The organism is Photobacterium sp. R1 (assembly GCF_054600795.1).
The window spans coordinates 19,473-44,671 of sequence record NZ_BAAHZP010000006.1; the positions used below are offsets into that span (position 1 = coordinate 19,473).

Genomic DNA, 25,199 nt, shown 5'->3' on the forward strand with positions numbered 1-25,199 from the left:
TTTTTTTATGGGGTATACAATGGCGTGGATCAACGGTGTTGAATCAGACAGTGTCAGCGTATCGGACCGGGCTTTTCAGTATGGCGATGGCTGTTTCACAACTGTATTAGTGGAAGAGGGTTCGCCGAGGCTCTGGCCACAACATTTGAAGCGACTGCAAAACACGCTGCTGAAACTGAACATTGCGGCACCGGATTGGTCGCCCATTTCCAGAACGGTGATGTCTTTAGCTCAGAACTATCCTGAGAAAGGCGTCATCAAAATACTGATCAGCCGTGGTGCCGGTGGCCGGGGGTACAGTCCTGCAGGGTGTCAGCAGACTCAGGTGATGATTTCTGATTTTGCCTGGCCGGCTCATTACGAGACATGGCAGCAGGAAGGGATTGAACTGGGAGTGTGTCAGCAACGTCTGGGGCTGGTCCCTATGTTAGCCGGACTGAAGCATTTAAACCGTCTTGAGCAGGTGATGCTGAAACAGGAAATTGAAGCCAATGGCTGGCTGGATGCGGTCGTGCTGGATATCCACGACCATGTTACCGAAACTTGCGCTTCCAATATTTTCTGGCGTCACGGTCAGATTTTATATACCCCTGAACTGAGTCAGGCCGGTGTTCATGGCCTTATGCGTGCGCATGTCTGTGAACTGGCGAAAGAGCTGGGCTATTGTCTTGAGTTTGTTAAAAGCCCTTTAGACGCCTTGCTTTGCGCTGATGAAGTCTTTATTACTAATGCTCTCATGGCCTTGGTGCCTGTGACAAAAATTCAATCTGAAACGTACGATGAACGCAGTGCGTCAGAAGCAATAATGAAGAGGTTGTACACGTGCTAAAAAAGTTGGCATTGGTGTTTGTACTGCTGGGAGCAATTCTGGCCGGCGGTGCAGGCTGGGCATATTTACAGGTGAAGGCCAGTATTGAACAGCCAATTGTACAGGTCGATGAGCCTTATCTGACGGTCAGACAAGGCACGACTTTCCGTGGTTTAATCTATCAGCTCAACCAGATGGGTGTACTTGCGGATTCACCCTGGACCCGCTGGATTGGCAAACTGGAGCCGACCTTAGCGCGCATCAAGGCCGGGACTTATTCGATTGAAAATGCCCGGACGCTCAGAGATGTGCTGGCCATTGTTGCTTCCGGTAAAGAGTATCAGTTTTCGATTACGTTGCTGGAAGGTGATCGTTTTTCAGATTGGCTGAAAGCACTGGAAAATGCACCGATGCTGAAAAATGAAACGGCGCAGATGAGTGAGTCCGATATCGCTGAAGCGATAGGAGCTGATGTGAAGAAGCTGGAAGGCTATCTGTTGCCTGAGACTTATCATTACACCGCAGGCACATCTGATCTGGCCTTACTGAAACGCGCTTATGCACATATGATGTCTCTGCTTGATGAGGCGTGGAAAGAACGCGATGCATCGATTCCGCTGAAAAATCCGTATGAAGTCCTGATCATGGCTTCCATCATTGAAAAAGAAACAGCTGTGGATCATGAGCGTGCCAAAGTTTCTTCGGTCTTTATGAACCGATTGCACAAAGGTATGCGGCTTCAGACCGATCCGACCGTGATTTATGGTCTGGGTGAAAAGTTTGACGGCAACATTCGTAAGAAAGATTTGCGCACCCCGACACCGTACAATACCTATACCATTTTTGGGTTGCCGCCAACACCGATTGCCATGCCGAGTGCTGCGTCGGTACTGGCTGCCGTGAAACCGGCCCAGACCAGTTATTTCTATTTTGTGGCTGACGGCAAAGGCGGCCATACGTTTTCAAAAACACTCAGCGAACATAACCAAGCTGTTCGCCATTATCTGAAGATACTCAAACAATAATGAACGGAAAATTTATCGTCATTGAAGGCCTGGAAGGGGCAGGGAAGAGCACTGCGATCTCAACTGTGCAGCATGTACTGGCTGAACAGGGAATCACTGAGATTGAGTCGACCCGTGAACCGGGTGGTACTCCCCTTGCCGAGAAAATGCGGACTTTGGTGAAAGAAGGCCATCCGGATGAACCTCTGACGGATATGGCTGAGCTGCTGTTGCTCTATGCGGCACGCAGCCAACTGGTTGAGCATGTGATTCAACCAGCCTTAGAAGCTGGAAAGTGGGTCATCGGGGATCGTCATGATATGTCTTCCCAGGCTTATCAGGGTGGTGGTCGCGGGTTTGATACCCAATTGATGACCAATATTAAAACCATGGTGCTGGGAACATTCGAACCGGATTTAACCATCTACATGGATATCGATCCGGAACTGGGCCTGGCACGTGCGCGCGGACGCGGTGCGCTGGATCGGATCGAGAAAATGGATCTGCCTTTCTTTGAGCGGACCCGGGAACGTTTTCTGGCCTTGTCCCGGAATAATCCGAAAGTCATCATCATTGATGCCTCTCAGAGTCTGGATGATGTGACGGCTGATATCCGGCGGTACCTGACACACTGGCTGTCGCAGCAGGAGCACGCATGAGCTATCCCTGGCTGACTACAGTCTGGCAGCAATGGCAGCAGCTGTTGACGCAGGATCGGATGCATCATGCGATGTTGCTGATTGCACCTTCCGGTTGTGGCAGTGAAACGTTGATCCGGCAGTTGGCCAGAACTGTGCTTTGCCAGAACGGGATGACGGAGCCGTGTGGCATCTGTCACAGCTGTCAGTTGTTTGCCGCTGAAACGCATCCTGACTGTCACACGATCCGGCCCCAGGACGGGAAAGCGATCAGTATTGATGCCATTCGTCAGTGTAATCACTGGGCTTGGGAAACGTCGCAGTTAGGCGGAAAGCGGGTTGTTTTAATTGAACAGGCCGACTGCATGGGTGAGGCCGCAGCTAATGCGCTGCTGAAAACGCTGGAGGAGCCCCCAGCTAATTGTCAGTTTATTTTAACGACGACAGAGTTGGATCGCCTGTTACCCACAATCAACAGCCGCTGTAACAAATGGCGTTTACCATTGCCTGCAGAACAGGATGTGAAGCGTTGGGTTGAAAGTCAGCTCAAGCAGGCAGTGAAAGTCGAAGCTATCCGATTGAACGGCAATGCGCCACTGGCTGCTTTACACTTTATTGAGCAGGGACAGGACATCCGGCATCAGAACTTGCTGGAAAGTTTTCATCAATTCCTGGTCCCACCTCATTCTGGCTTGTTCAGCGTGGCAGAGCACTGTATGAAAGATGGCCTGCTCAGTCTGAAGTGGCTGAGCTATTTTTTGGTGGATTGCCTGAAAATACAACAGGGCGTGGTCGGCTATCTTGTCCATGCGGAGTCATCGGCTCTGGCAGGGCAGGTCGCGGCTCAGTTACAGCAGTCGCTGTTGCTTGGGCAAATAAAAGCCTTGAATGCATTAATCCGCGAACTGGAAGCACATCCGGGTCTGAATGATGAGCTCCTGATAACGGATTGGTTATCAGGTTTTATCTCTTCTCAGTAAACACACCGAACTCAAGAGGATATTCAGGTGTTAGTAGATTCACATTGCCACCTCGATAAACTGAATTATGACGAACTGCATACCGATGTGGCCGATGTCCTGGCAAAAGCACAGGCGAAAGGCGTCGAGTACTTTCTTTCAGTGGGGGTAACGCTGAAAAGTTTTCCTGCAATGATGGAAATGATTGCGCCTTTTGACCACGTTTTTGCATCCTGTGGTGTTCACCCGCTGGATATAGAAGCCGGTTTTGATTACGACAAACTGAAGGCTTATGCCAGTGACGACAAAGTCGTTGCGATTGGCGAAACGGGTCTGGATTATCATTACCAGCCTGAATTGGCAGAGCAGCAGCAGGAAATCTTTCGTCAGCACATCCGCCTGGCTGTTGAACTGAATAAGCCATTGATTATTCACACCCGAATGGCGCGTGAAGATACGATCCATATTTTAAAAGAAGAGGGTGCGGAACGTTGCGGTGGTGTCCTGCACTGTTTCACTGAAAGCCTGGAAATGGCAGAAGCTGCGATGGAGTTGGGGTTTTATATCTCGATTTCAGGGATCGTCACTTTTAATAAAGCCGCTGAACTGAAAGATGTGGTGAGTCGTTTGCCGCTTGAACGGTTGTTGGTGGAAACGGATTCTCCTTATCTGGCTCCGATTCCGTACCGCGGCAAAGAGAATCAGCCTGCTTACGTGAAGGAAGTTGCAGATTATATCGGTTTGCTGAAAGGTGTGTCAGGGGAAGAGGTTGCCAGAATTTCGACCGAAAACTTCTTCCGTCTTTTTTCGCAGGCCAAACGATAAAAGTGTCAAAAAAGGAGCGAAAGCTCCTTTTTTTATATATTTAATTGATTACTTCAAAAAATTATTAGCTCTTTTGTTCATTCCTGCACGAATCTTCGTTTTTTTTCCGATCTGAATTGTAATGTTGTTTCGTTACATGAAGAAACATGGGTTACAGGGGTGAAATATAATTACAATTTAATGATAGGTGTGTTTTTAGATTAAACTGTTGGTTTGTATTGATTTTTTGTGTTTTTTGGCGTTTTTGTGCACTGAGTTCATTTGTGATCTATGTGTCAAACTGAAATTTACTTTCACGATCCGTTGGTATTCTTGATTACTGTCACGTTATATTTGGCGCCGCATTTTATACTTATGCCGAACAATAAAAACGGGTGGTGCTAGCATTATGACTACGGGGGTAGGTCGCTGGTAACCGCTGGATACGTAGTAAATATCTCACTCAGGAGCACAATATGTTTAAGAACTTTTTTGCGAACCTGCAGAAAGTCGGTAAGGCGCTGATGCTGCCAGTATCGGTTCTGCCGGTAGCAGGTATTCTGTTAGGTGTAGGGGCGGCTAATTTTAGCTGGTTGCCAGCAGTTGTTTCTCACCTGATGGAACAGGCTGGTGGTTCCGTATTCGGCCAGATGCCACTGCTGTTTGCCGTTGGTGTTGCACTGGGCTTTACCAAGAATGACGGTGTTGCTGGTCTGTCTGCAATTGTCGGCTACGGCATTATGGTTGCCACACTGAAAGTGATGGCGCAAGTCATGGGTGTTGAAAGCATCGAAACGGGTGTGCTGGGTGGTATCCTGGCGGGTGGTGTTGCTGCCTGGGCATTTAACCGTTTCTTCAAAATTCAGCTGCCGGAATATCTTGGCTTCTTTGCTGGTAAGCGTGCGGTTCCAATTATCACGGGTTTCCTTTCTATCGCACTGGGTGTCGTTCTGTCTGTGATTTGGCCACCGATTGGTGCCGGCATTGCTGCATTCTCTGACTGGGCTGCGAACCAAAACCCTGTACTGGCGTTCGGTATTTACGGTGTGGTTGAGCGTTCTCTGATCCCATTTGGTCTGCACCATATCTGGAACGTTCCTTTCTTCTATGAAGCGGGTACTTGTGTGAACGGTGCCGGTGAAACGGTTCACGGTATCATGACTTGTTTCCTGACTGCTGATGATGCATCCCGTGCCGCGGGTAATGGTTTCGGTCAGCTGGCGGGTGGCTACCTGTTCAAAATGTTTGGTCTGCCAGCAGCGGCTTTCGCGATTGCTCACTGTGCGAAGCCAGAAAACCGTGCCAAAGTTGTTGGTATCATGGCATCTGCTGCACTGACTTCATTCCTGACCGGTATCACTGAGCCAATTGAGTTCTCATTCCTGTTTATCGCACCGGTTCTGTATGCGATTCACGCGGTACTGGCTGGTCTGGCTTATGTTCTGACGAACGCCCTGGGTGTTGTTCACGGCCATACCTTCTCGAATGGTTTCATTGACTTCATCGTTCAGATGCCACGTGCTGAAAACGTATGGACGCTGGTTGTGCTGGGTCTGGGTTACGCTGTACTGTACTACGTGGTATTTACCTTCGTGATTCGTGCACTGGACCTGAAAACACCGGGCCGTGAAGATGAAACGGCTGAGACTGAAACAGCTGCGGGTACTGAGCTGGCGGGTGAGCTGGTTGAAGCTTTCGGCGGTAAAGCAAACATCACGAACCTGGATGCATGTATCACACGTCTGCGTGTGAGTGTGGCAGATACAGCGATTGTTGATCAGGACAAACTGAAACGTCTGGGTGCTGCGGGTGTTGTGGTGGTTTCCGGTGGTGTTCAGGCCATCTTCGGAACGAAGTCTGACAACCTGCGTACTGAAATGGATGAGTGGATTCGCAATAACGCGTAATTTCTGAAGATTCTCAGTGTTCAAAAGCCTGGCTCCTGCAGCCAGGCTTTTTTATTTCTGTTGTTTCTGTCGTCGAGACATCTGACGATCCTATCCATCTGAAAACGCAGTTGCCTGATATTCCCCTGCAACAGTCATCACACGGAGGACTCATCATCCAGGAGAGATTTTCGATCAATGCAATGAGATGTAATGATAGTGAACATATTGCAACTTATTGAGTATTAAGGTTTCTGGTGGCATTATGCGCGCTGTTGTGGCTTTTAAATTCACATGGAGTGAAATTGTATGATGTCGATGGACCGAGCCTGCAGTGAAACGAAAAGGGTGGTGATCAATGAACTTAAATCTGATGATTATCCTGCATTACTGACATTACTCCGACCGAAACAATTGGGGGATGTTGAGGAAGCGCGGCTTGAGCGTATTTTTAATCGGGCTGACAAAAATGCTGTGACCGGTGTGGGTATCCGGGTCTCCGGGAAACTGGTTGGAGCGATAGGTATTATTCCCCAAAAGCGTGTCAGCCGTTCAGGAAAAGTTGTGAATACGATTAATTTGACCTGTGCCGTGACACATCCCGATTTTCGAGGTTACGGGTTGCGAACCCTTTCTTTTTTGAGACAACATTTCAGTGATACCTTGTTCACGATTTTGTCGGCAAGCCAGATCGCTGACAGCGTTGCAAAGAACTTCCTCAATGCAAGGGAAGAGTCAGATCGGTTTCAGATCATTGCGGCACCCGAATCAGAATCGGATTCACTGTTTGATATCTATACCGGCAAGAAGGGCATCGCCTTTTTGACGGATGAGCAGCAATCAATTTTTTTTGCGCATGAAGTCCTGGAATGTGAGCAGCACGTCCTGAAATATGAGCAGGAGGTTTGTTATATCGTGACCCGAAAAGCGGCGCTGCGCGATATTCAGTACACTGAGATTGTGTACTACTCCAATCCGGATTTGCTGTTTCGAAGCCGCGGAACGATTTCAAGATATGTGACGACCTATGATCAAACCCAGAAATGTGTGATCAGTCTGAGCGATACACCTGAATGCCTGATTGATGAAAATTGTCAGCTCATGATGAGCTCACCACGCATTACATTTGGTCTGGATGCAGACGTCCCGTTTCTCTCTTTATATTCAGAAAATCTTGTACTGGGTCTTTGATCGTTTGGCGAACAAGTATGTGTGCCGGATTGATCCGTCTCATTGACGGGGTCACTGGGTCAGAGTCATCGCTGAACGCCACCAAATGCGTATCGTGTGACGATACGCATTTGAGTAAGCCCGGTATAAGTGCAAATTTACCAGCCATGTCAGACGCATGGAGGAAACGCTTTAAAGCGACAGGAAAAACAGGATGAACACAGGAACCAGCAGGCTGAGGATAAAACCGCTGACAATCGCAATCGGCACGCAGCGAATACCTCCGCAGTTCTGGATCACAGGCAGGGTGAAATCCATCGCAGTTGCCCCTGCATAGCCAATCGCTGTGTTTGGATAGCGGGCGATGACAACAGGAATCAAAGTAAGCGCAATCAATTCCCGAAGCAGCTCATTCAGGAAAGAAGCCCCGCCAAATACCGGTCCCAGTCCGTCTCCGATCAAAATACCGGCCAGAGAATACCAACCGAAACCTGAAGCCATGGCTAGTCCGTGAGTCATCGGAATATCCAGCATCCAGGCAGCAATCAGACCACCGGGCAGAGACGTTGCAATGATTGTCAGCGCAATCATAATTCCTTGTTTATTGAGCAGAATCTGCCTGAGGGTCATGCCGCTGTTGCGCAGCTGAATTCCAATCAAAAACAAAAGCAGCAACAGGATAATTTCACTGGCCTGGTCAACCCAACTGAGATCCATATTGATGATTAATCCGAGACCCAGCCCGGCAGCCACAACCAGAATCAGTTTGACGGACTCCATCAGCATTTTGGCTTTTGGCAGCTGCTGATGCCCATGCTGTGTTTCCAGCGGATAGTATTTATCGAGAAGCGGCAGAGCCAGGGCATTACAGGCACTGATGCAGACAAAGAACGTGAAGGTATATAGCAGGATTTGGCTGAGGTTTTCCCCCAGGTTGTCTAATCCCGCCAGGCTGAGCCCCATCAGAGTCAGAATAACCAGGACCAGCCGGGATGTCTGAGCATGAATAAAATCAAGGACCGATGCATTTCTGACCGGGATGAAATAGCCGATGATAAGTGGCAGGAAAATAAAAAGCATTCCTGAGAACATGAGTATCCTTACAGAGGTTGTCTGGCTATGACATCGCTGGCAGCCAGTGAAATCCAGGGTTTCATTACGTCATTGACCCGCGCAGGTGTAAACGTGCTGTTAATGAATTCAGAAGCTTATCAGGCTGTTTAACAAAGGGTCAATAGAGCGCTGTTTTTCAACAGCGCAAGCAGGCAGATGAATGAACCACGTGCTGTTCGGCAGCTTAAAAGCCGCTGCTGAGCAGCACGTGGTTGATCTGGCGATCAAACTCGTCATCAGGCAGGTTGGTCAGGGTATACATCACTTCTGCACCTGCCAGATCAAGCTCTACTTCATGGTCATCAATGTCGTCGTCGTCTTCTTTGAACAACAGCAGGTGATTGGCCATGCGCGCGACATCAAGGTAGGTAATGTCCTCATCTTTTTTATAGGCAGGGAAGACCCGCTTATTACTGGCAACTTCCAGATAATCCTGGTCAAACCCCCAGTGCTTCAGAATATCCAGGCTGGCCTTGTTGCAGCAATGTTCGAAGACATACTTTGCATATTGGATGTCCAGGAAATTGCCGCTGTCGAGGTAGTTTTGATATTCATAGATCAGGCTGAACAGGCCAATATCTGCAAACAGACCGGCGAGCAATGCTTTTTCTGGCTCCAGTTTCAGCTCAGGGCGGTGTATGAGCAGGTTTTGTGTGACCAATGCCATACTGCCGGCTAATTGACGCGAGCGGGCGGCACTGCCGGATAACAGGAGCTTACATTCATAATCAAAGCTGCTGTTCAGTTTAATATCAAGAACCGTTTTTGCTGTGATGATGTCTCTGACCCGAATGATGCCTAGTCGGCTGACCGCAGTCTGGATGTCATGGCAAACGATATTACGTCGGTTAAACATCATCGTGTTTGATGTTTTAACGACTGTGGCAGTCATGCCGGGATCATTGAGTAAAACGGTGGCTGCGTCACGCACCGTGGAATCATCCCTGTTACACAGTGCTTGGAGTTCGGCCAGAACATCGGGGATCGGCGGAAGTGTCAGGCGGTTTTCTTTAATCGCGTCTTTCACGAGTCCGTGAAATTCCGATTGAAGGCCTGTCAAAATTTTGTCGTTTTCGGGTTTTAACCAGAAAAAAGATAGATGCGACATGAAAGATTAATAACCTAAGATATTTGTATTTATTTTATCTTGGTCAGATGAGTGGAGTACACCAAGGCGGGCGATTTTTGAGAACAAAGTAAGAGTTAGTTGATATCATCATCAAATAACTGTGGATTATCGAAAAGTTTGAGCAAGAAGCGTGCAGTCAATGCTGGTGAATCCTGTGCGATAAGTAATTGCTTATAATGTACTTCTAGCGGCAGGCACTCGATCCAGCGCTGGCAAACCCAGCTTAAATTATCATATTCGCCATTTTGATAGAGTGCGCCGATTTCAGGCATGGTCGCAAAGAACAGCTTTAATTTTTCAATCAGACACTCATGTTTTCCGGACACGGGCACAGGAGGCCAGGCTTTAAAAGGCAGATATTCAGCAATCAGTAAGTGATCACTTTCGTGCTTGACTGAAAGGATACGGATCTTTGTTTTGCCTTCAACCACAATACTGAGTAAACCGTTTTCCAGTGCATTGAAATCAACCACGTTCACTTTGGTCGCAATGGCCGGAATTCGTGTAATGGATTCATCCTCATTATTTTCTTCTTCACTTCGCATGCACATCGCAAAATCACGCTGTCCTTCAACGGATTCTTTCAGCATGCGTTGATAGCGTTGTTCGGCAATGGTGATTTCCAGTTTACCTTCAGGTAAGACATGGCTCGCCGAAGGAAATAGGGCAATCTCAGGCATATTTCTCCCTCTGTTCTCTAATAACCTTAGTCTCTGTGAGCCGGTAAAACGATCCGAAGCGAAGGAAAATGTCCTGAATTACACAATTCTCAGTTATTGATACAGACTCTAAGAAGCTGAAATTTCATTTTATTTCGCTCTATAACATGCGCAATGTCTCACTTTGATTTGTGTATTGTTTCATATGTGGAATTTATAATTTCTGTGTGTCATGGTTGCATATGATAGTTGGCGTTGGTTTTAAATCGATAACGAAGAATAATATTAGGAATAATGCTGTGTCACTCACGAAAGAAACATTCATTGATTACCTAGATACCTTTGTGCCGAATGAACAGCGATCGATGTTTGGTGGTACAGGTATCTTCGTCCAGGGAGCAATGTATGCTCTGTTGTCTGACGAAAAGCTCTACATCCGTGGCGGTGAGAAGTTAGATCATCAGCTGCTGGAATTGGGATGCCACAAGTTTAAGCATGTTAAACGAAGTACAGTGGCCATCGTAAATTACTATGATATCTCAGATATTTATGATTCTCAGCCTGCACTTTGCACTGAGCTGGTTCAAAGCTCTATTGCAATTGCGCTGAAAGAAAAAGTCATGAAAGGCACGGCACGCAACAGAAGGTTGCGAGATTTGCCGAACCTGCGTCTGACGCTGGAGCGGATGATGAAAAAAGCAGGCATCGAAGATGTTGATGCTTTTTATGACATGGGGGCAGTTGATGCTTATCTGCTGGTCAAGCAGTCTCAGGGAAAAAGTGTTGATCAAAAACTGTTGTGGATGTTTGCCGGTGCTGTCGAAGGCTGTCACTGGACATTGCTGAATCCATCCCTGAAAGATGAGCTGCTGCTGCAACTGGAACAACGAAAGCAGTTTTATCCGTATCATACTGAATCGGAAAAACATGCTGCTGAAGTATTCAACTGACACTAAAAGTTGTCAGACTCTATGAAGTGAACCAATAAAAAACGGGGGTAGCAACTACCTCCGTTTTTTATGGTCTGCAGACTGTCCGCTCAGATTTTCTTCCATTCTCCCTCAATTTCTTCTGGAATAACTTTCCAGAGGGAACACATGCATAGTCGTGCAGTCATTCATGACGATATAACCTGGAAGATAAAAATCCTGCGATTCATATATATCGTGATGTGTCATTTGCTTTTATTTTGGATATTTATATTTTTCAATCACTTGTGAGAACCATTTCACTTTTGTGAGCGAATGCCTTTCATGATAGAGAAAGAATTTGATTGAGTAGCTTTCTATCCGGAGTAGCTTTTCTCACGGCGTTGTACAGACGATATGGTGATGTCCCCTTGCTGGTCATGTCCAATGAGCTCTTTGCCTCCTACGCCCAACAAGTGATCCAACAGCTGGAGAGTGAAGGGAAAAAACAGATTCTTCATTATCCGTACTCTGTTTACCAGTTCGGTGAGGGTTGTCACTGGCACCCCAGTGTGAAAGAACATCAGCGTTTTGCCAGTGATATCCTGCATGTGATCAGCCAGTCTGGTTTGCAGCTTTTTTCGGCATCGATCTGATACGGGGATGGTAAGACAAACGGGTTATGGTTGAATCCGGGGTGCTTGGCCTCGGCTATGCTTAGATGAAGCGTTGTTTGGTCTGGTATGGCCTATGAAGACTCTGGTGATGATTGGATGGCTGGCATACTGGCTGTGCCAGAGTAATGCAGCTGCCGCCAGTTTTTCTGAGCAGCGTGAACAATATAACAATTGTGTTCTGCAGTACGTGTCTGCCGCAGAGGAGCCCGCAGCCATTACGTGGTTACTGAATGCCTGCCGGGAACTTTATCTCGATAATATTTTACTGACAGAGAAAGATAAGGACTATTACCAGTGCCTGCTTGATTTTATGTCGAAATCAAGCAGGCTGGAGGCAACGCTCAGTATCAAGCAAGCCTGTCAGGACAGGTATCGCTCTTTTCTGCGTTAGGCTTCGGAGCGTTTGAACTGGCTGAACAGAAAGAGTAATGCGGCAGATACAACGACGGATGGTCCGGCTGGCGTATCGTAGTGCCAGGACATCCAAAGCCCCAGTAAAACAGCAATGCATCCCAATACAGAAGCCATGATGGCCATGCGCTCCGGACTCTGAGCAAAACGCCGGGCCGTAGCGGCCGGAATGATTAGCAGTGAAGTGATGATCAGCGCGCCGACAAACTTCATCGCAACGGCAATCACCATGCCGACCATCAGCATCAACAAAAGTCGCATCAGATCGACATTTACGCCTTCAACCTGTGCCAGATCTTCGTTGATTGTCATCGACAGCAACGGCCGCCACAGAGTGATCAGTAAGCCCATGACGATCGCACCGCCGCCGTAAATCCAAATCAGATCGTCAGTTGTGACGGCCAGCAGGTCACCGAACAGATAGGCCATCAGATCAATACGGACATGATCCATGAAGCTGATGGCAACCAGACCAAGTGACAGGGCACTGTGTGCCAGAATACCCAGCAGTGTGTCTGTGGCGATGTAGCGTTGCTTTTGAAGGCTGACCAGAATGACAGCCAGTGTCAGACAACAGATGACCAGCGCAAGATTCAGGTTGATGTTGAACAAAAAGCCCAGCGCGATTCCCAGCAGGGAAGCGTGTGACAGGGTGTCCCCGAAATACGCCATTTTACGCCAGACAACAAAAGAGCCCAATGGCCCGGCAAGCATGGAGATGCCAATACCTGCTGCAAGGGCAGGTAACATGAATTCAAGCATTGTGATTTCCGTGTTGACAAGGACCAAGCGGGCTGCCGCCCAGATCATGTTCGTGATTATGATGGTGATGATACAGCGCCAGCTGTTCGCTCTGCTGTCGTCCAAACAAGGCCACGTAAGACGGGTGACTGGTGATGGATTCAGGTTCGCCGGAACAACAGACGTGATGCTGCAGACAGATGACATGATCGGTTTTAGCCATCACCAGATGCAGGTCATGCGACACCATCATGATTGCGCAGTTGAGTTTGTCCCGCAGAGACTGAATCAGACTGTAAAGCTCTAACTGGCCACTCACGTCGACCCCTTGTACGGGCTCATCCAGAACCAGTAAATCAGGATTTTGCAGCAATGCCCTAGCCAGCAGGACGCGCTGCATTTCACCGCCGGACAGGCTGTGCATGTCACTGTGGGCCAGATGCGCACTGCCAGCCAGAGCCAGTGCATCCAGGCGCTGCTGGAAGCTGTATCTGCCTGCGAGTGCCATAAAGCGGTCAACAGTCAGAGGCAGGCTGTTGTTAAGCTGGAGTTTTTGCGGAACATAACCAATACGTAAACCTTTTGCCAGACGGACTTTGCCGGAGGTTGGTTTACGTAAACCGGTAACAACCTTCACTAAGGTCGATTTACCTGCGCCATTCGGACCGATAAGTGTGGTGATCTGGCCACGTTCCAGACGAAGTGACACCTGATCAAGAATGTGGCGGCCGGATGCGCGAACGGTAACATTTTGAAGTTCTACCAAAGGATTGGCGGACATTGAGCTGGCCATAAAAGGGTGTGAATCTCGTTGCTATCTTGAGGTGTTATATTATAACATCCTCGACTTCTTTTCATGGAATATTTTAAGGGGAGTCCCATGTCGCGTTTCGGTGCCTTGTGGTGTGCCATCACATTGTTTCTGTCTTTTACTGCTTCAGCAAAGTCTTTGCAGGTTGTGACGACCGTACATCCGATGAATCTGATTGTACAGGAACTGGTTGAGGGCGTAGGCTCAAGTGAAACCTTGTTACCGGCAGGGAGCTCGCCTCACGATTACGCTTTGCGGCCTTCGGATGTGGAAAAACTCAAAATAGCAGATTTAGTGGTATGGGTTGGACCTGAGCTGGAATCCTTTCTGACCAAAATTCTGTCGCACCAGACGAATACACTGGCACTGACGGCACAGTCCGGAATGGCTTTGCGGGAGTATGGCAGTGAACATGAAACGCATCATGATGAACACGGGCATGATCATCATGGCGTCGATCCGCATCTGTGGCTGGGTCCGGATCAAGCAATTGAAGCGGCAAAAGTGATCAGCACTGCATTGATTGAACGGGATCCATTGAATCGCACCCGATATGAGGCTAACCTGTCCCGGTTTACTGCCAGCGTGACTGAAACAGTACAAAACCTGAAAAAACAGCTTCAACCTGTGCAAAACGAAGGGTACTACGTTTTTCATGATGCTTATGGCTATTTTGAAGAAACGTTCGGTTTGAATAATCTGGGACACTTCACGGTTTCCCCTGATCGCCGGCCTGGCGCAAAAACCTTGATTACCATCCGGAATACCTTAAAAAAATCTCAGGTTAAGTGCATTTTCAGGGAACCGCAGTTCTCACCTGCGGTCATTCAAAGCGTCGTAAATGGCAGTGATATTAAAATTGGCACCCTGGATCCAATGGCAACGGACATTGCAGCGGAACAGGGAGGATATGTCCGGTTCCTGCAAGAACTCGGATACAGTTTCACCGAATGTCTTAAATAACAATGAAAATATTAACGGTTGCAGCCAGACGGTTTTCTCAGCTCCCCCGTCAACACCGAATTGCGCTTGCTTCAACATCACTATTAATTGCGGCTGCTCTGATGTGGCAGCCTGCAAACGTTCATTCGCCTTCTCACGGTTCTCGTACTGAGTCGGAATCAAGGCGGGAAGTACCGATCACGCCGGAAGAGATGGTTTCACTGTCAGAACAGAACAGTGAGCCACTTGGGGTGGTACTTGACCCGGAAGACCCGGATTTTCAGATCCCGAAAGATGAATTAGAGCAGCAGCTGGATAAAGCGACAGATATTGCTCATGCCCATAAGGTTGCTTCTGGCGAAACTCTGGGAGAAATTTTCACCCAGTACGCGTTGCCGCTTTCAGATATGTACCGTTTGATAGATGCCGACAAATCGATCCAGTTTCTTCGGGTCGGGCAGCGTATTGAATGGTCGCTCGATGATGAGGGGAAAATCAGCGAGCTGTCTATTGAGAGAAGTGCGAAATATACCGACACCTATCAATTGACGCCGAACGGGTATAAGCATCAGAAGGTAGAACGTGCTGGTGAGTTCAAACCTGTTCGCCTGACCGGACGTGTATCGGGCAGCTTCTACCAGTCAGCCCGGGCGTCGGGTATGACGCCGGCTCAGATCCAAACCCTGGTGAAAGCCCTGCAATGGCGTTTTGATTTAGGAAAGGAAGCCCGGAAAGGGGACCGTTTTGCGATCACGCTTGAACGTGAATTTATCGACGGGAAAGCCGTCGGTGAAGGAGAAGTGAAAGCGCTGTATTACATGAGTGGCAATCATGAGCTGTTTGCCATGCGATACGACGATGGTGAATTCTATGATGAAGATGGCCGCAGCCTGAACCGCGCGCTGAACCGTTATCCGACCCAGAAGCGTTTCCGGATCAGTTCTTCGTTCGATCCGCACCGCAAGCACCCGGTTACGCACAGAGTGTCACCACATAACGGAACAGATTTTGCGGCTCCGATCGGAACCCCAGTGGTCGCGACGGGTGATGGCGTGGTTGTGAAAGCGCAAAAGCACTCACTGGCAGGGAATTTCATCATGATCAAACATGGTCGTGAGTATTCCACCCGTTATCTTCACCTGAGTAAAATTTTGGTGAAAGTCGGACAAAAAGTCCGAATGGGTGAAAAAATTGGCCTGAGTGGAAATACCGGCCGTTCAACAGGGCCACACCTGCATTATGAACTGCTCAAGTATGGCCGTGCTGTGAATGCCATGAAGGTACCGCTTCCGCAGGCAGACCCAGTGCCCAATAAGACCAGAACCGAGTATCGCAAACTGGCGAACCGGGAACGGCAAAATCTGCTGGCAGTGATGCCGGGATAACCTTAAAAACGCATCCATAGGATGCGTTTTTTGATGGTGAAGCCTGAATCACTGCCGACTGCGGCGCGCTTGGTTCTGTTTTTGAAAACCTCTGTTTTTGAAAACATAGTCTTCACAGTTTTAATCAAGTTATTTGATAACGATCAATCCTTTCATCACGCGCATCATTAACATTTGAAAATAAGAATGATTATTGTTGAGTGTTAATATGCGTTTATCAGAACTTTCCATTGGTGATTGTGCGGTGATCACCGATATTGCCAGCCTGCCAATGGAACAGCGAAAGCGTCTTGTCGCGTTGGGATTATTGCCGAACACCCCCGTTCAGCTGATTCGTCGCGGCCCACTCGGAGATCCACTGCAAATTCGTCTGCGGGGATGTGATCTGGCCATTCAGAAAAAGATCGCAAGCAGTATTGAGGTAACGCTGAAATGAAATCACACGTGATGCTGACGATAGGCAACCCAAACAGCGGGAAAACCACCTTATTTAATGGCCTGACCGGCGCCCGGCAAAAAGTCGGTAACTGGCCCGGCGTTACCGTAGACAAAAAAACAGGTCGCTATACCTATCTTGATGAACAGTACGTGATGACCGATCTGCCCGGCCTTTATCAGCTGGATAGTGATGCCTCCGGCGCCGGTCTGGATGAGGCGATTGCCTCTCAGGTTGTGATGGCTGAAAACGCAGATGTTATTTTGAATGTTGTGGATGCCAGCTGTCTGGAACGGGGACTGTATTTGACATTGCAACTGCTGGAACTGGGGCTGCCTGTGGTGGTGGCGCTGAACAAAATGGATGTCATTCAGTCCAACCGGCAGCATATCAATACGGAAAAGCTGGCGGCACAGCTGGGATGTCCTGTGCTTACTGTTGCTGCGAACCAGTCAGAATCTGTGACCCGGTTTAAGGAAGAACTGGCTCAGGTGATTGCTGCGAGTCCGGGCCGAAAAATCAGTGCCGGGCAACCGGAGATCTGCTTTGATGACTGCATTGAGCGTGAAGTTGCTTTGCTGCTGCAAAAGGGCCTCAGAGCTCATGCTGTGTCTGACGGTTTGAAGCCTTTGGCGGAGCGGGGCATTGCGCTCAGAATGCTGGAGGGAGATGCACTGTTGCTGGAACATCAGGCAACTGATGTTCAGCAAGCCGTTGTGCAGGGCTGTGCACGCATTGCCACTCAGCTGGATCCGGAGATCAGTTTTGCCGAGAGTCGTTACAGCTTTCTGCACCAGTTGTGCACTCAGGTCAGACGTCAGCAGGGGCAGTGCAGTCTGGCGGCCAGCGATGCAATTGACCGCTGGGTACTGCATCCGTGGCTGGGCTTACCGATTCTGATGTTAGCCATGTATCTGATGTTCATGGTGTCAATTAATCTCGGCAGCGCATTTATTGATTTCTTTGATATCAGTGTCGGGACGGTGCTGGTTGACGGCGGACATCATCTGCTGGATGGGCGTCTGCCAGCCTGGCTGGTCACTATCCTGTGCGACGGGCTGGGGGGCGGCATCCAGACGGTTGCGACATTTATTCCTGTCATCGCGTTTCTCTATCTGTCGATGACATTGCTGGAAAGCTCAGGCTATATGGCGAGAGCAGCGTTCGTGCTTGATCGTCTGATGCAGAAAATCGGCTTGCCCGGCAAAGCTTTTGTGCCGCTGGTACTGGGATTTGGCTGTAACGTTCCTGCGATTATGGCCACCCGGACTCTGGAGCAGGAGCGCGAAAGACAGCTGGCTGCTGCTATGGCACCTTTTATGTCCTGTGGTGCCCGTCTGCCAGTTTATGCGCTTTTTGCGGCGGCTTTTTTTCCGCATCAGGGGCAGCATCTGGTCTTTGCCCTGTATCTTGCCGGGATTGTTGCGGCAGTTCTGACTGGCTTGCTCCTGCGCCATACGATTTTGCCCGGAACCAGTGATGCGCTGATTATGGAGATACCGCGCTATGAGTGGCCGAAAGCCAGTGCTGTGATGATTAATACCTGGCATAAACTCAAACGCTTTGTATTTGGGGCCGGTAAAACCATCGTGCTGGTGGTGACTTTGCTGAGTTTCCTGAACTCGATTGGCACCGATGGTACTTTTGGTCATGAGGACAGCCCGGATTCAGTGCTGGCAAAATCGGCTCAACTTGCGACACCGCTGCTGTCGCCACTGGGTGTCCAGGAAGATAACTGGCCAGCGACCGTTGGGATTATCACTGGCTTATTTGCCAAAGAAGCTGTTGTGGGGACACTGAACAGCCTGTACGCCACCAGTGAGGAGGCTGACAGCGATTACGATTTGTGGGGCGGTCTTGCCGAGGCTGTAGCATCTGTACCGGCAAACCTGGCTGCGCTGAATTACAGTGATCCGCTTGGTATCAGTGTCGGGGATGTGGAAGACTCCTCTTTAGCGGCATCTGAGCAGGGGGTCAGTGTATCGGTATACGACAGTTTGAGATCAGGATTCAGCAGTGAGGCCGCTGCACTGTCATATTTAATCTTCATTCTGCTTTATACGCCGTGTGTTGCTGCAATGGGCGCTTATGCCCGGGAGTTCGGCCGCCGCTTTGCGGTGTCGATTGCCGCGTGGACTATGTGGCTGGCGTTCAGTATCTCAACCTTGTGTTTTCAGATTGCTGAATTGGGTACAACAGGCAGTATGGGCTGGATTGCGCTTATCCTGAGTCTTAATCTGCTCGTTGTCTTTGCGCTGAAGCGATACAGCCGTCGTCAGAAAGACCAAGGTTTGAAACGGGTACTTTTATGATTTTGCAGCAGTTACGGGAACAGGTTGAACAATCTGGCCGGATCAGCCGCCGTCAGTTGGCGCACCGGTTTGGTCTGAGTGAAGACGGGGTGGATGCCATGATGGCGTTGTGGGTGAAAAAAGGCCTGATCGGACAGGAACGTGATGGTTGTAGTTCGGCCGGGTGCTGTAAACCACAGGGTGAGGTCTGGTACCGGGTGCTCAAAGCGAATGAGTTACCGGTGACGGTCATTTGTGAGTAAATATCAGGGAGAGCATTGCTCTCCCTGATGATTTGGTGCCGTTATACCGGTAAAAAGCCGGGCAATTGACTGAATAAGGATTTCAGTCGTTCTGCCAGGATTTTTTCGTCGTTTTCGGTGCGCTGGCTGCCGTCTGTATTTCCCCATACCGGTCCGGGCCAGGCAATATCCGTTGTAAATCTGGCAATATGATGGATATGCAGTTGCGGAACCAGATTGCCTAATGCACCGATATTGATTTTGTCCGGGCTGAAATATGTTTCCAGAAGCTGCGCTGTGGCAGAAGATTCAATCATCAGTTGCTGCTGATCGGCCGCGGTCATGTGATGGATTTCTCTTAAGGATTCATAGCGCGGGACCAGAATGAGCCAGGGACCAATGGCTTCTTTCGATAACAGAACCCGACACAACGGTAAATCGCCAATGACCTGAGTATCCGCGCTCAGTCTCGGATGAAGGGTGAAACTCATTGTTGTATTCCTTCTTTCTATTAAGTGCTTCACAAGTCAGCTATCGGGTCGATACAAATTGCATTCACACCAGTTCAGCTCACCCTAGGATAAACTACAGAGTGCGGCCGCGAAAGCGCCGAAATTACAGTAACCTTGTGAGAGGTTACGGTTTGAGAGGGGAAAACGATGGCAGATATTGAAGACGTTCTGGCCTATTGGTTTGGTCATCTGCAAGGTGACGTGACAGCGGAGAACAAACGGAGTCTCTGGTTCAAAGGCAGTGAGGAGATTGACCGTGAAATCACGGAACGTTTCCGGGATCTGGTCAGTCAGGCTGGCCGGGGAGAATTAAATGCCTGGACGGAAACGCCCAGAGGTACACTGGCGCTCCTGATTCTGCTGGATCAGTTCAGCCGGAATATCTATCGTGGCCTGGCAGCTGCTTTTCGTTATGATTCGCTGGCTCAGGCATTGTGTAAGCGAGGGCTGGCCAAAAACTTTGACCGTTCGCTGACCCCCATCGAACAGGCTTTCTTTTATATGCCGCTGGAGCATTCTGAGGCGCTGGAAGATCAGGAAGAAAGTGTCTTCCGGTTTGATCAGTTGCGTCAGTCAGTTCCTGCTGAACATAAAGCGGTGTTCGATGACTTCTATCAGTATGCGGTGAGCCATTATCAGGTCATCAAAGATTTCGGGCGTTTCCCGCACCGCAATGCAGCATGCGGCAGATTATCGACCCGGGATGAGATCTCTTACCTGCAGACCGCACATCGTTTTGGCCAGTAACCGCACCCTCAAATCAGAGGTAAGACACGGTTCCGGCCCAGGCTTTTGGCCAGAAGCAGGTACTTATCGGCTCTGGCCAGAACAGCCAGGCCGTTTTCTTTTCCTGTCTGCTCCGCAATACCCATAGAAACCGTGATGGAGCTGACGGTTTTACCGGACTGTTTGTCCTGAACGGCAATCCCGGAAATGACCTGACGCAGCTTCTCAGCCTTTTGCCAGCTTTGCTGGAGCGTCGCGCCGGGTAAAATTACCACGAATTCTTCTCCGCCGTAGCGATATGTCTGCATGCCCCATTCGCACCAAGCCTGGAGATGCCGGGCGACGGAACACAGGACTTTGTCTCCCATCAGGTGGCCAAAGTCATCGTTGAAGGTTTTAAAGTTATCAATGTCCAGCAGCACCAGACTGAAAGGAGTGCGGTGCTGGATACAGCTGTTCAGATCCTGCTGAAAAGCCCTGCGGTTGAGCAAGCCGGTCAGCGGGTCTTCATTGGCATGTTTCAGGCTGTCTTTCAGTGCTTTTTTCAGGTTTTCAATTTCCTGATGAGCGCTTTCCAGTTGCTGATTCAGCAGGGCGCTGGATTGATGCATACTTTTCGACTCATCAAGCAGTTCCTGCACCAGCCCGTTGGCTTCATGCACATTGACCCCCTGTGCCACTTTTTGACTGAGCCGCTGATAGGTTTTCGACAGAGATTGATGAAAAGCCTGGGTCTCATTTTTAGAGCCGTCCATGGTGTGGCAAAGCTCATCCATAATGGCTTGCAGGCTGTGACTGATCTGCCCCTGCTCACTGTCCGGCCCCTGACTCAGGTGAGTACGGTACAGAGAATCAGACAGGCTGGGCGGGCAATGACCATACTGAGCCAGACTTTGATCGAGTGCCTGATTGAGCAGCGGCATCTGATTCGTTGTATAGCTGTACCATAAAGCATAATTGACCGGTGTGGTCGGAACTTTATGCTTTATCATCAAAGGAATGGTTTTACGCAAGGTTTGAGTCGACGACAGAAAGTCGTCAGTAAGACTGATGCCGGTATCTTTTGAGTCTTCAAGGCTCATAAACATTCCATGTTTAAGTAAAAGGTCTTCAACCTCTAATGGCACTAAAAAGCCTTCTAAGAATACCCTAGAAGGCTTTTCAAGTTTAGTTCTGCTGTATTAGATAAATGTGATATTCAGTCAGATTACATGCGTTCCAGTGTTTCGATACCCAGCAGATCCAGACCTTGCTTGATGGTCTTGGCTGTCAGCAGTGCCAGTTTCAGACGGCTTTGCTTCACAGGCTCATCAGCATTCAGGATAGGGCAGGCTTCATAGAAGCTGGAGAAGTTACCGGCCAGTTCAAACAGGTAGCTGCACATGACATGCGGGTGACCTTCACGGGCAACGGTTTCCACGGCTTCTTCAAACTGCAGCAGTTTCGACAGCAGGACCTGCTCTTTTTCGTCGTTGATCACAACCGGATGAGTCAGCTCGTTTTCGCTCAGGCCCGCACGTTTGAATACAGACATGACGCGAGTGTAGGCATATTGCATGTACGGCGCAGTGTTGCCTTCGAAGGCCAGCATGTTGTCCCAGTCAAATACATAGTCTGTGGTGCGGTGCTTGGACAAATCTGCATATTTCACTGCCGCCATCGCAACGGTTGAGGCGATCTTCGCTTTTTCTGCGGCATCCAGTTCCGGGTTTTTCTCTTCAATCAGTGCATTCGCGCGTGATTCGGCTTCATCCAGCAGATCGGTCAGACGCACAGTACCGCCAGCGCGGGTCTTGAATGGACGGCCATCTTTACCCAGCATCATTCCGAAAGCATGGTGTTCCAGTGACATCGTTTCCGGGATGTAGCCCGCTTTGCGGACAATCGTCCAGGCCTGCATCAGGTGCTGGTGCTGGCGGGAGTCAATGAAATACAGAACACGGTCGGCATTGAATTGCTCGTGACGGTATTTAGCGCATGCGATGTCCGTTGTGGTATACAGGAAACCGCCGTCGCGTTTCTGGATGATCACACCCATTGGCTCGCCGTCTTTGTTTTTGAACTCGTCCAGGAAAACAACCTGAGCGCCGTCGTCCTCAACCGCCAGACCTTTTGCTTTCAGATCCGCAACGATACCCGGCAGCATCGGGTTATACATGGATTCACCCATGACATCGGCACGAGTCAGCGAGACATTCAGACGGTCATAGTTGTGCTGGTTTTGTTCCATGGTGATGTCCACCAGCTTTTTCCACATTTCAGCACAGTACTGATCACCGCTTTGCAGTTTCACTACGTAGTTCCGTGCACGCTCAGCAAAGGCTTCGTCTTCGTCGTACAGCTTTTTCGATTCACGATAGAAGGCTTCCAAGTCGGACAGCTCCATCGAAATTTCACCGGCTTCCTGCTGAACACGCTCCAGGTTGGCGATCAGCATACCGAACTGGGTTCCCCAGTCACCGATGTGGTTGGCGCGAATCACATTGTGACCCAGAAATGACAGTGTACGGACCACGGCATCACCGATGATGGTTGAGCGCAGGTGACCTACGTGCATTTCCTTGGCGACGTTCGGAGCAGAGTAGTCCACCACGATATTCTGGGCCGCTTGTTTTGCAACGCCCAGACGCTCGTCCGCAAGTGCGGCTTCAGCACGCTCGGCCAGCCAGGTTTTGTTCAGGAAGATGTTGATGAAACCCGGACCGGCGATTTCTACTTTCTCAGCCATGTCGCCCAGATCGAGGTTATCGATAACTTTTTGTGCAAACTCGCGCGGGTTGGTTCCCAGTTTTTTGGCAACACCCATCACACCATTGGCCTGGTAATCACCGAACTGTACTTTGGCTGATTGACGAACGGCCGCAGGACTGCCTGCTGGCGCGCCCGCTGCTTCCAGCGCCTGGGAAACTTTATCGTTAATGAGTGCTTGAATGTTCACACGTCTATCCTTTCAATCGGTCTGGAGCCTGCCAGACGGGCAAAACTCTTGGGTATTCAATATCGTACGGACTACAGCCCAGCGGCATGACTCGTTTATCGCGTGGTCAGCAACGGCACCAGATGAAAGCGTTTACTGCGTCTGATGTCTGAATAAAAGGTAATCCGGGTAGCGCTGACGGGAGCTTGCTGGCTGTAAAAACGGCTGTATGGATACGAAAATCAGTTAGCTGTAATAATACCAATAAATGCGGGGCGTTTGGCAAGGTGAAAAGCGCTCCGGACTGATTTTTTTCTTCGCTGGGTACCGCACAGGCGGCTGGTTGCACAAGGCTTTTGCTGAAAAAGATTCTGTGGATAATGAGCGTCTATAAATTGCGAGGAGAAATCACATGCAGGATTTAAAGCAGGCAAACCTACATCCGGAACAAATGCTGGCACAGCTGCCTGAATTTATGGCGAAAATTGCCGCACTTTCGGAACAGTTAGGACTCGACTTATCTGCTTGTCAGGCAGATCACGTTGCACTGCGGGTGAATGATGCGTCGCTGGCTTCTCAATTACATCAGGCCTGGCTGGCCTACGGTGAAGAATGGTCGACGAATGTGATCAATGGCCGTCCCATTGTTGTGATTGGCTTTACCCAGCCTTTAGTGGCAGGTCACTGGAAGATTGAAGCTTTGGAATTGCCATACCCGGGTGACAAAGTGTATCCGGTACAGGGTTGGGAGCATGTGGAGTTTGTGGTGCCTTGTCAGGCAACGACAACAGATGAACTGAAATCAGTTCTGGAGACACGTTTTCCTGCGCTGGACTGGCAAAAGATTGAGGGCGCTGGCATTAAAGTGAAAGCCAGTTCTCCGGCCGGCGAGAAAGAGCGCCTGGCGAATCCGACGATTGCATTCAAGAAAGATGGGGTGTGTATTAAGCTGCATCCGTGTTCGCTCAAGGCAGTGATTGCCAGCGAAAGTTGAGATAAAAAAGAAGATATAAAAAAGGGCAGACCATTCACTGGTTTGCCCTTTTTTGTTGGATATCTGCTCGGTATTAAAGGACGACAGTCCGGTTGCCGTAAACGAACACTTTGTCTTCCAGAACGAGGCTCAGTGCCTTGCTCAGAACAGATTTTTCAACATCACGGCCGGAACGGGCCATGTCTTCCGCGCTGTAGTTGTGATCAACCGGAATGACATTCTGGGTGATGATAGGTCCTTCGTCTAAATCGTTCGTGACGAAGTGTGCAGTAGCCCCAATGATCTTCACGCCGCGCTCGTAGGCTTGCTTATACGGCTGAGCCCCGATAAATGCCGGAAGGAAACTGTGGTGAATATTGATGATCCGGTGCGGATATTGAGCTACGAAGTTTGCCGTCAGAATCCGCATGTACTTTGCCAGCACAACGTAGTCCGGGGCATACTGGCCGATGCAGTCCAGCAGTTTCGCTTCATGCTCTTCACGGCTCAGGCCTTCATGGCAAACGTGATGGAACGGAATGCCGAACTTTTCGACCAGTTCGCCCAGTTTGTCGTAGTTCCCGACCACAGCCGCAATCTCGACATCCAGCGTGCCATCATAGGCTTTGACCAGAATATCACCCAGACAGTGGGCTTCTTTGGTCACCATGATCACGATTTTCTTACGCGCTGAACTGACCAGACGACGGTGGCTGCCTTCAGGCAGTGCACGGTCTAAATCAAGCAGAAAGGTTTCATCGTTAAAGATCCCTTCCAGTTCAGTTCGCATAAAGAACTGGCGGTGGCTGTGATCCACAAATTCTTTGTTATGAACGATGTTGAGTTGATGTTTGTAACAGATGTTGGTGATTTTAGAAATCAATCCCATGGCATCCGGGCAATCGGTCAGCAGGATTTTCTTTTCCATGGTGTCCTTAATGTTGCGAGCATATCAATGAATGTTGTTTTAGGTTTTTTGTCAGCGTTCCGGGTATGGAAAGGCTGACAGACCCTATTGTTTACATGGGATTGATTTCGGCGTCAAAACTTTTGTGAT

Annotated in this window: 26 protein-coding genes; 17 read left to right on the top strand and 9 right to left on the bottom strand. The window is 49.3% G+C overall.

Going from position 1 to position 25,199, the window contains the following annotated elements; all coding sequences use genetic code 11:
* Positions 1-19: 19 nt before the first annotated feature.
* The 7 genes from pabC to ACYP03_RS11385 all read left to right on the top strand — a co-directional run bounded on the left by pabC (position 20) and on the right by ACYP03_RS11385 (position 7,290).
* A complete protein-coding gene (gene pabC / locus ACYP03_RS11355) occupies positions 20-829 on the top strand; it encodes an aminodeoxychorismate lyase (protein WP_459779890.1) in 810 nt (269 codons plus the stop codon).
* Positions 823-1,833 carry an endolytic transglycosylase MltG gene (mltG, locus tag ACYP03_RS11360; protein WP_248140932.1) on the top strand — a complete coding sequence of 337 codons (1,011 nt, stop codon included), beginning with the start codon at positions 823-825 and terminating at the stop codon, positions 1,831-1,833. The genes pabC and mltG overlap by 7 nt, the downstream gene beginning before the upstream one ends.
* Positions 1,833-2,471, top strand: coding sequence for a dTMP kinase (gene tmk / locus ACYP03_RS11365; protein WP_459779892.1), 639 nt, complete (start codon positions 1,833-1,835; stop codon positions 2,469-2,471). The genes mltG and tmk overlap by 1 nt, the downstream gene beginning before the upstream one ends.
* A complete protein-coding gene (holB, locus tag ACYP03_RS11370; RefSeq protein WP_330959142.1) occupies positions 2,468-3,430 on the top strand; it encodes a DNA polymerase III subunit delta' in 963 nt (320 codons plus the stop codon). Before tmk ends, holB begins: the two co-directional genes overlap by 4 nt.
* A gap of 27 nt (positions 3,431-3,457) precedes the next feature.
* Positions 3,458-4,234 carry a TatD family hydrolase gene (locus ACYP03_RS11375; protein ID WP_459779894.1) on the top strand — a complete coding sequence of 259 codons (777 nt, stop codon included), beginning with the start codon at positions 3,458-3,460 and terminating at the stop codon, positions 4,232-4,234.
* Positions 4,235-4,689: 455 nt separating this feature from the next.
* The gene (gene ptsG / locus ACYP03_RS11380; protein WP_248140925.1) at positions 4,690-6,120 is read left to right on the top strand and encodes a PTS glucose transporter subunit IIBC; all 1,431 of its coding nucleotides are present in this window, start codon (positions 4,690-4,692) and stop codon (positions 6,118-6,120) included.
* 288 nt (positions 6,121-6,408) lie between these two features.
* Entirely contained in the window at positions 6,409-7,290 is an 882-nt protein-coding gene (locus tag ACYP03_RS11385) for a GNAT family protein (RefSeq protein ID WP_459779896.1), read from the top strand.
* Positions 7,291-7,461: 171 nt separating this feature from the next.
* Here the strand turns inward: ACYP03_RS11385 and ACYP03_RS11390 are convergent, their stop codons facing one another.
* The 3 genes from ACYP03_RS11390 to ACYP03_RS11400 form a co-directional block, all read right to left on the bottom strand.
* Entirely contained in the window at positions 7,462-8,361 is a 900-nt protein-coding gene (locus ACYP03_RS11390) for a LysO family transporter (protein WP_248140921.1), read from the bottom strand.
* A 205-nt stretch (positions 8,362-8,566) separates the two neighbouring features.
* A complete protein-coding gene (locus ACYP03_RS11395) occupies positions 8,567-9,490 on the bottom strand; it encodes an HDOD domain-containing protein (protein WP_330959146.1) in 924 nt (307 codons plus the stop codon).
* A 95-nt stretch (positions 9,491-9,585) separates the two neighbouring features.
* Positions 9,586-10,191, bottom strand: coding sequence for an LON peptidase substrate-binding domain-containing protein (locus ACYP03_RS11400; RefSeq protein WP_459779898.1), 606 nt, complete (start codon positions 10,189-10,191; stop codon positions 9,586-9,588).
* Between the two features lie 278 nt (positions 10,192-10,469).
* Here ACYP03_RS11400 and ACYP03_RS11405 point away from each other — a divergent pair, with 278 nt between their 5' ends.
* From ACYP03_RS11405 to ACYP03_RS11415, 3 genes are all read left to right on the top strand, one after another.
* Positions 10,470-11,120, top strand: coding sequence for a TfoX/Sxy family DNA transformation protein (locus ACYP03_RS11405; RefSeq protein ID WP_459779899.1), 651 nt, complete (start codon positions 10,470-10,472; stop codon positions 11,118-11,120).
* 323 nt (positions 11,121-11,443) lie between these two features.
* Positions 11,444-11,734: an SGNH/GDSL hydrolase family protein gene (locus ACYP03_RS11410; RefSeq protein ID WP_459779901.1), complete on the top strand. Its 291-nt coding sequence runs from the start codon at positions 11,444-11,446 to the stop codon at positions 11,732-11,734.
* Between the two features lie 94 nt (positions 11,735-11,828).
* On the top strand, positions 11,829-12,146 hold the full coding sequence (locus ACYP03_RS11415; protein ID WP_248140915.1) for a VF_A0006 family four-cysteine protein: 318 nt from the start codon (positions 11,829-11,831) through the stop codon (positions 12,144-12,146).
* On the opposite strand, the gene znuB is transcribed toward ACYP03_RS11415, so the two are convergent.
* Together znuB and znuC are read right to left on the bottom strand one after the other, a co-directional pair.
* The gene (gene znuB / locus ACYP03_RS11420) at positions 12,143-12,928 is read right to left on the bottom strand and encodes a zinc ABC transporter permease subunit ZnuB (RefSeq protein WP_248140914.1); all 786 of its coding nucleotides are present in this window, start codon (positions 12,926-12,928) and stop codon (positions 12,143-12,145) included. The two genes, ACYP03_RS11415 and znuB, sit on opposite strands and share 4 nt — an antisense overlap.
* Complete coding sequence (gene znuC / locus ACYP03_RS11425; protein ID WP_330959150.1) at positions 12,921-13,688, bottom strand: zinc ABC transporter ATP-binding protein ZnuC; 768 nt, start codon at positions 13,686-13,688, stop codon at positions 12,921-12,923. The genes znuB and znuC overlap by 8 nt, the downstream gene beginning before the upstream one ends.
* A gap of 99 nt (positions 13,689-13,787) precedes the next feature.
* Between znuC and znuA the strand changes: the two genes are divergently transcribed.
* The 5 genes from znuA to ACYP03_RS11450 all read left to right on the top strand — a co-directional run bounded on the left by znuA (position 13,788) and on the right by ACYP03_RS11450 (position 19,035).
* Positions 13,788-14,681 (top strand): zinc ABC transporter substrate-binding protein ZnuA, encoded by an 894-nt coding sequence (gene znuA, locus ACYP03_RS11430; RefSeq protein WP_459779903.1) that lies wholly within the window; start codon positions 13,788-13,790, stop codon positions 14,679-14,681.
* Positions 14,682-14,683: 2 nt separating this feature from the next.
* Positions 14,684-16,045 carry a murein DD-endopeptidase MepM gene (mepM, locus tag ACYP03_RS11435; RefSeq protein WP_248140910.1) on the top strand — a complete coding sequence of 454 codons (1,362 nt, stop codon included), beginning with the start codon at positions 14,684-14,686 and terminating at the stop codon, positions 16,043-16,045.
* Between the two features lie 208 nt (positions 16,046-16,253).
* A complete protein-coding gene (locus ACYP03_RS11440; protein WP_459779905.1) occupies positions 16,254-16,481 on the top strand; it encodes a FeoA family protein in 228 nt (75 codons plus the stop codon).
* On the top strand, positions 16,478-18,793 hold the full coding sequence (gene feoB / locus ACYP03_RS11445; protein WP_459779907.1) for a Fe(2+) transporter permease subunit FeoB: 2,316 nt from the start codon (positions 16,478-16,480) through the stop codon (positions 18,791-18,793). Before ACYP03_RS11440 ends, feoB begins: the two co-directional genes overlap by 4 nt.
* A complete protein-coding gene (locus tag ACYP03_RS11450; protein ID WP_459779908.1) occupies positions 18,790-19,035 on the top strand; it encodes a FeoC-like transcriptional regulator in 246 nt (81 codons plus the stop codon). The genes feoB and ACYP03_RS11450 overlap by 4 nt, the downstream gene beginning before the upstream one ends.
* A gap of 41 nt (positions 19,036-19,076) precedes the next feature.
* Here the strand turns inward: ACYP03_RS11450 and ACYP03_RS11455 are convergent, their stop codons facing one another.
* On the bottom strand, positions 19,077-19,505 hold the full coding sequence (locus ACYP03_RS11455; protein WP_459779910.1) for an HIT domain-containing protein: 429 nt from the start codon (positions 19,503-19,505) through the stop codon (positions 19,077-19,079).
* A gap of 168 nt (positions 19,506-19,673) precedes the next feature.
* Here ACYP03_RS11455 and ACYP03_RS11460 point away from each other — a divergent pair, with 168 nt between their 5' ends.
* Positions 19,674-20,273, top strand: coding sequence for a DUF924 family protein (locus ACYP03_RS11460; RefSeq protein WP_248140903.1), 600 nt, complete (start codon positions 19,674-19,676; stop codon positions 20,271-20,273).
* A gap of 8 nt (positions 20,274-20,281) precedes the next feature.
* Here ACYP03_RS11460 and ACYP03_RS11465 read toward each other — a convergent pair whose 3' ends face one another.
* Entirely contained in the window at positions 20,282-21,334 is a 1,053-nt protein-coding gene (locus ACYP03_RS11465) for a GGDEF domain-containing protein (protein ID WP_459779913.1), read from the bottom strand.
* A gap of 125 nt (positions 21,335-21,459) precedes the next feature.
* Positions 21,460-23,190 carry an arginine--tRNA ligase gene (gene argS / locus ACYP03_RS11470; RefSeq protein WP_248140901.1) on the bottom strand — a complete coding sequence of 577 codons (1,731 nt, stop codon included), beginning with the start codon at positions 23,188-23,190 and terminating at the stop codon, positions 21,460-21,462.
* Positions 23,191-23,581: 391 nt separating this feature from the next.
* Here argS and ACYP03_RS11475 point away from each other — a divergent pair, with 391 nt between their 5' ends.
* Positions 23,582-24,163, top strand: a complete 582-nt coding sequence (locus ACYP03_RS11475) for a VOC family protein (RefSeq protein ID WP_459779916.1) — start codon at positions 23,582-23,584, stop codon at positions 24,161-24,163.
* Positions 24,164-24,236: 73 nt separating this feature from the next.
* Here the strand turns inward: ACYP03_RS11475 and purU are convergent, their stop codons facing one another.
* The gene (gene purU / locus ACYP03_RS11480; RefSeq protein ID WP_248140899.1) at positions 24,237-25,070 is read right to left on the bottom strand and encodes a formyltetrahydrofolate deformylase; all 834 of its coding nucleotides are present in this window, start codon (positions 25,068-25,070) and stop codon (positions 24,237-24,239) included.
* Positions 25,071-25,199: the final 129 nt, after the last annotated feature.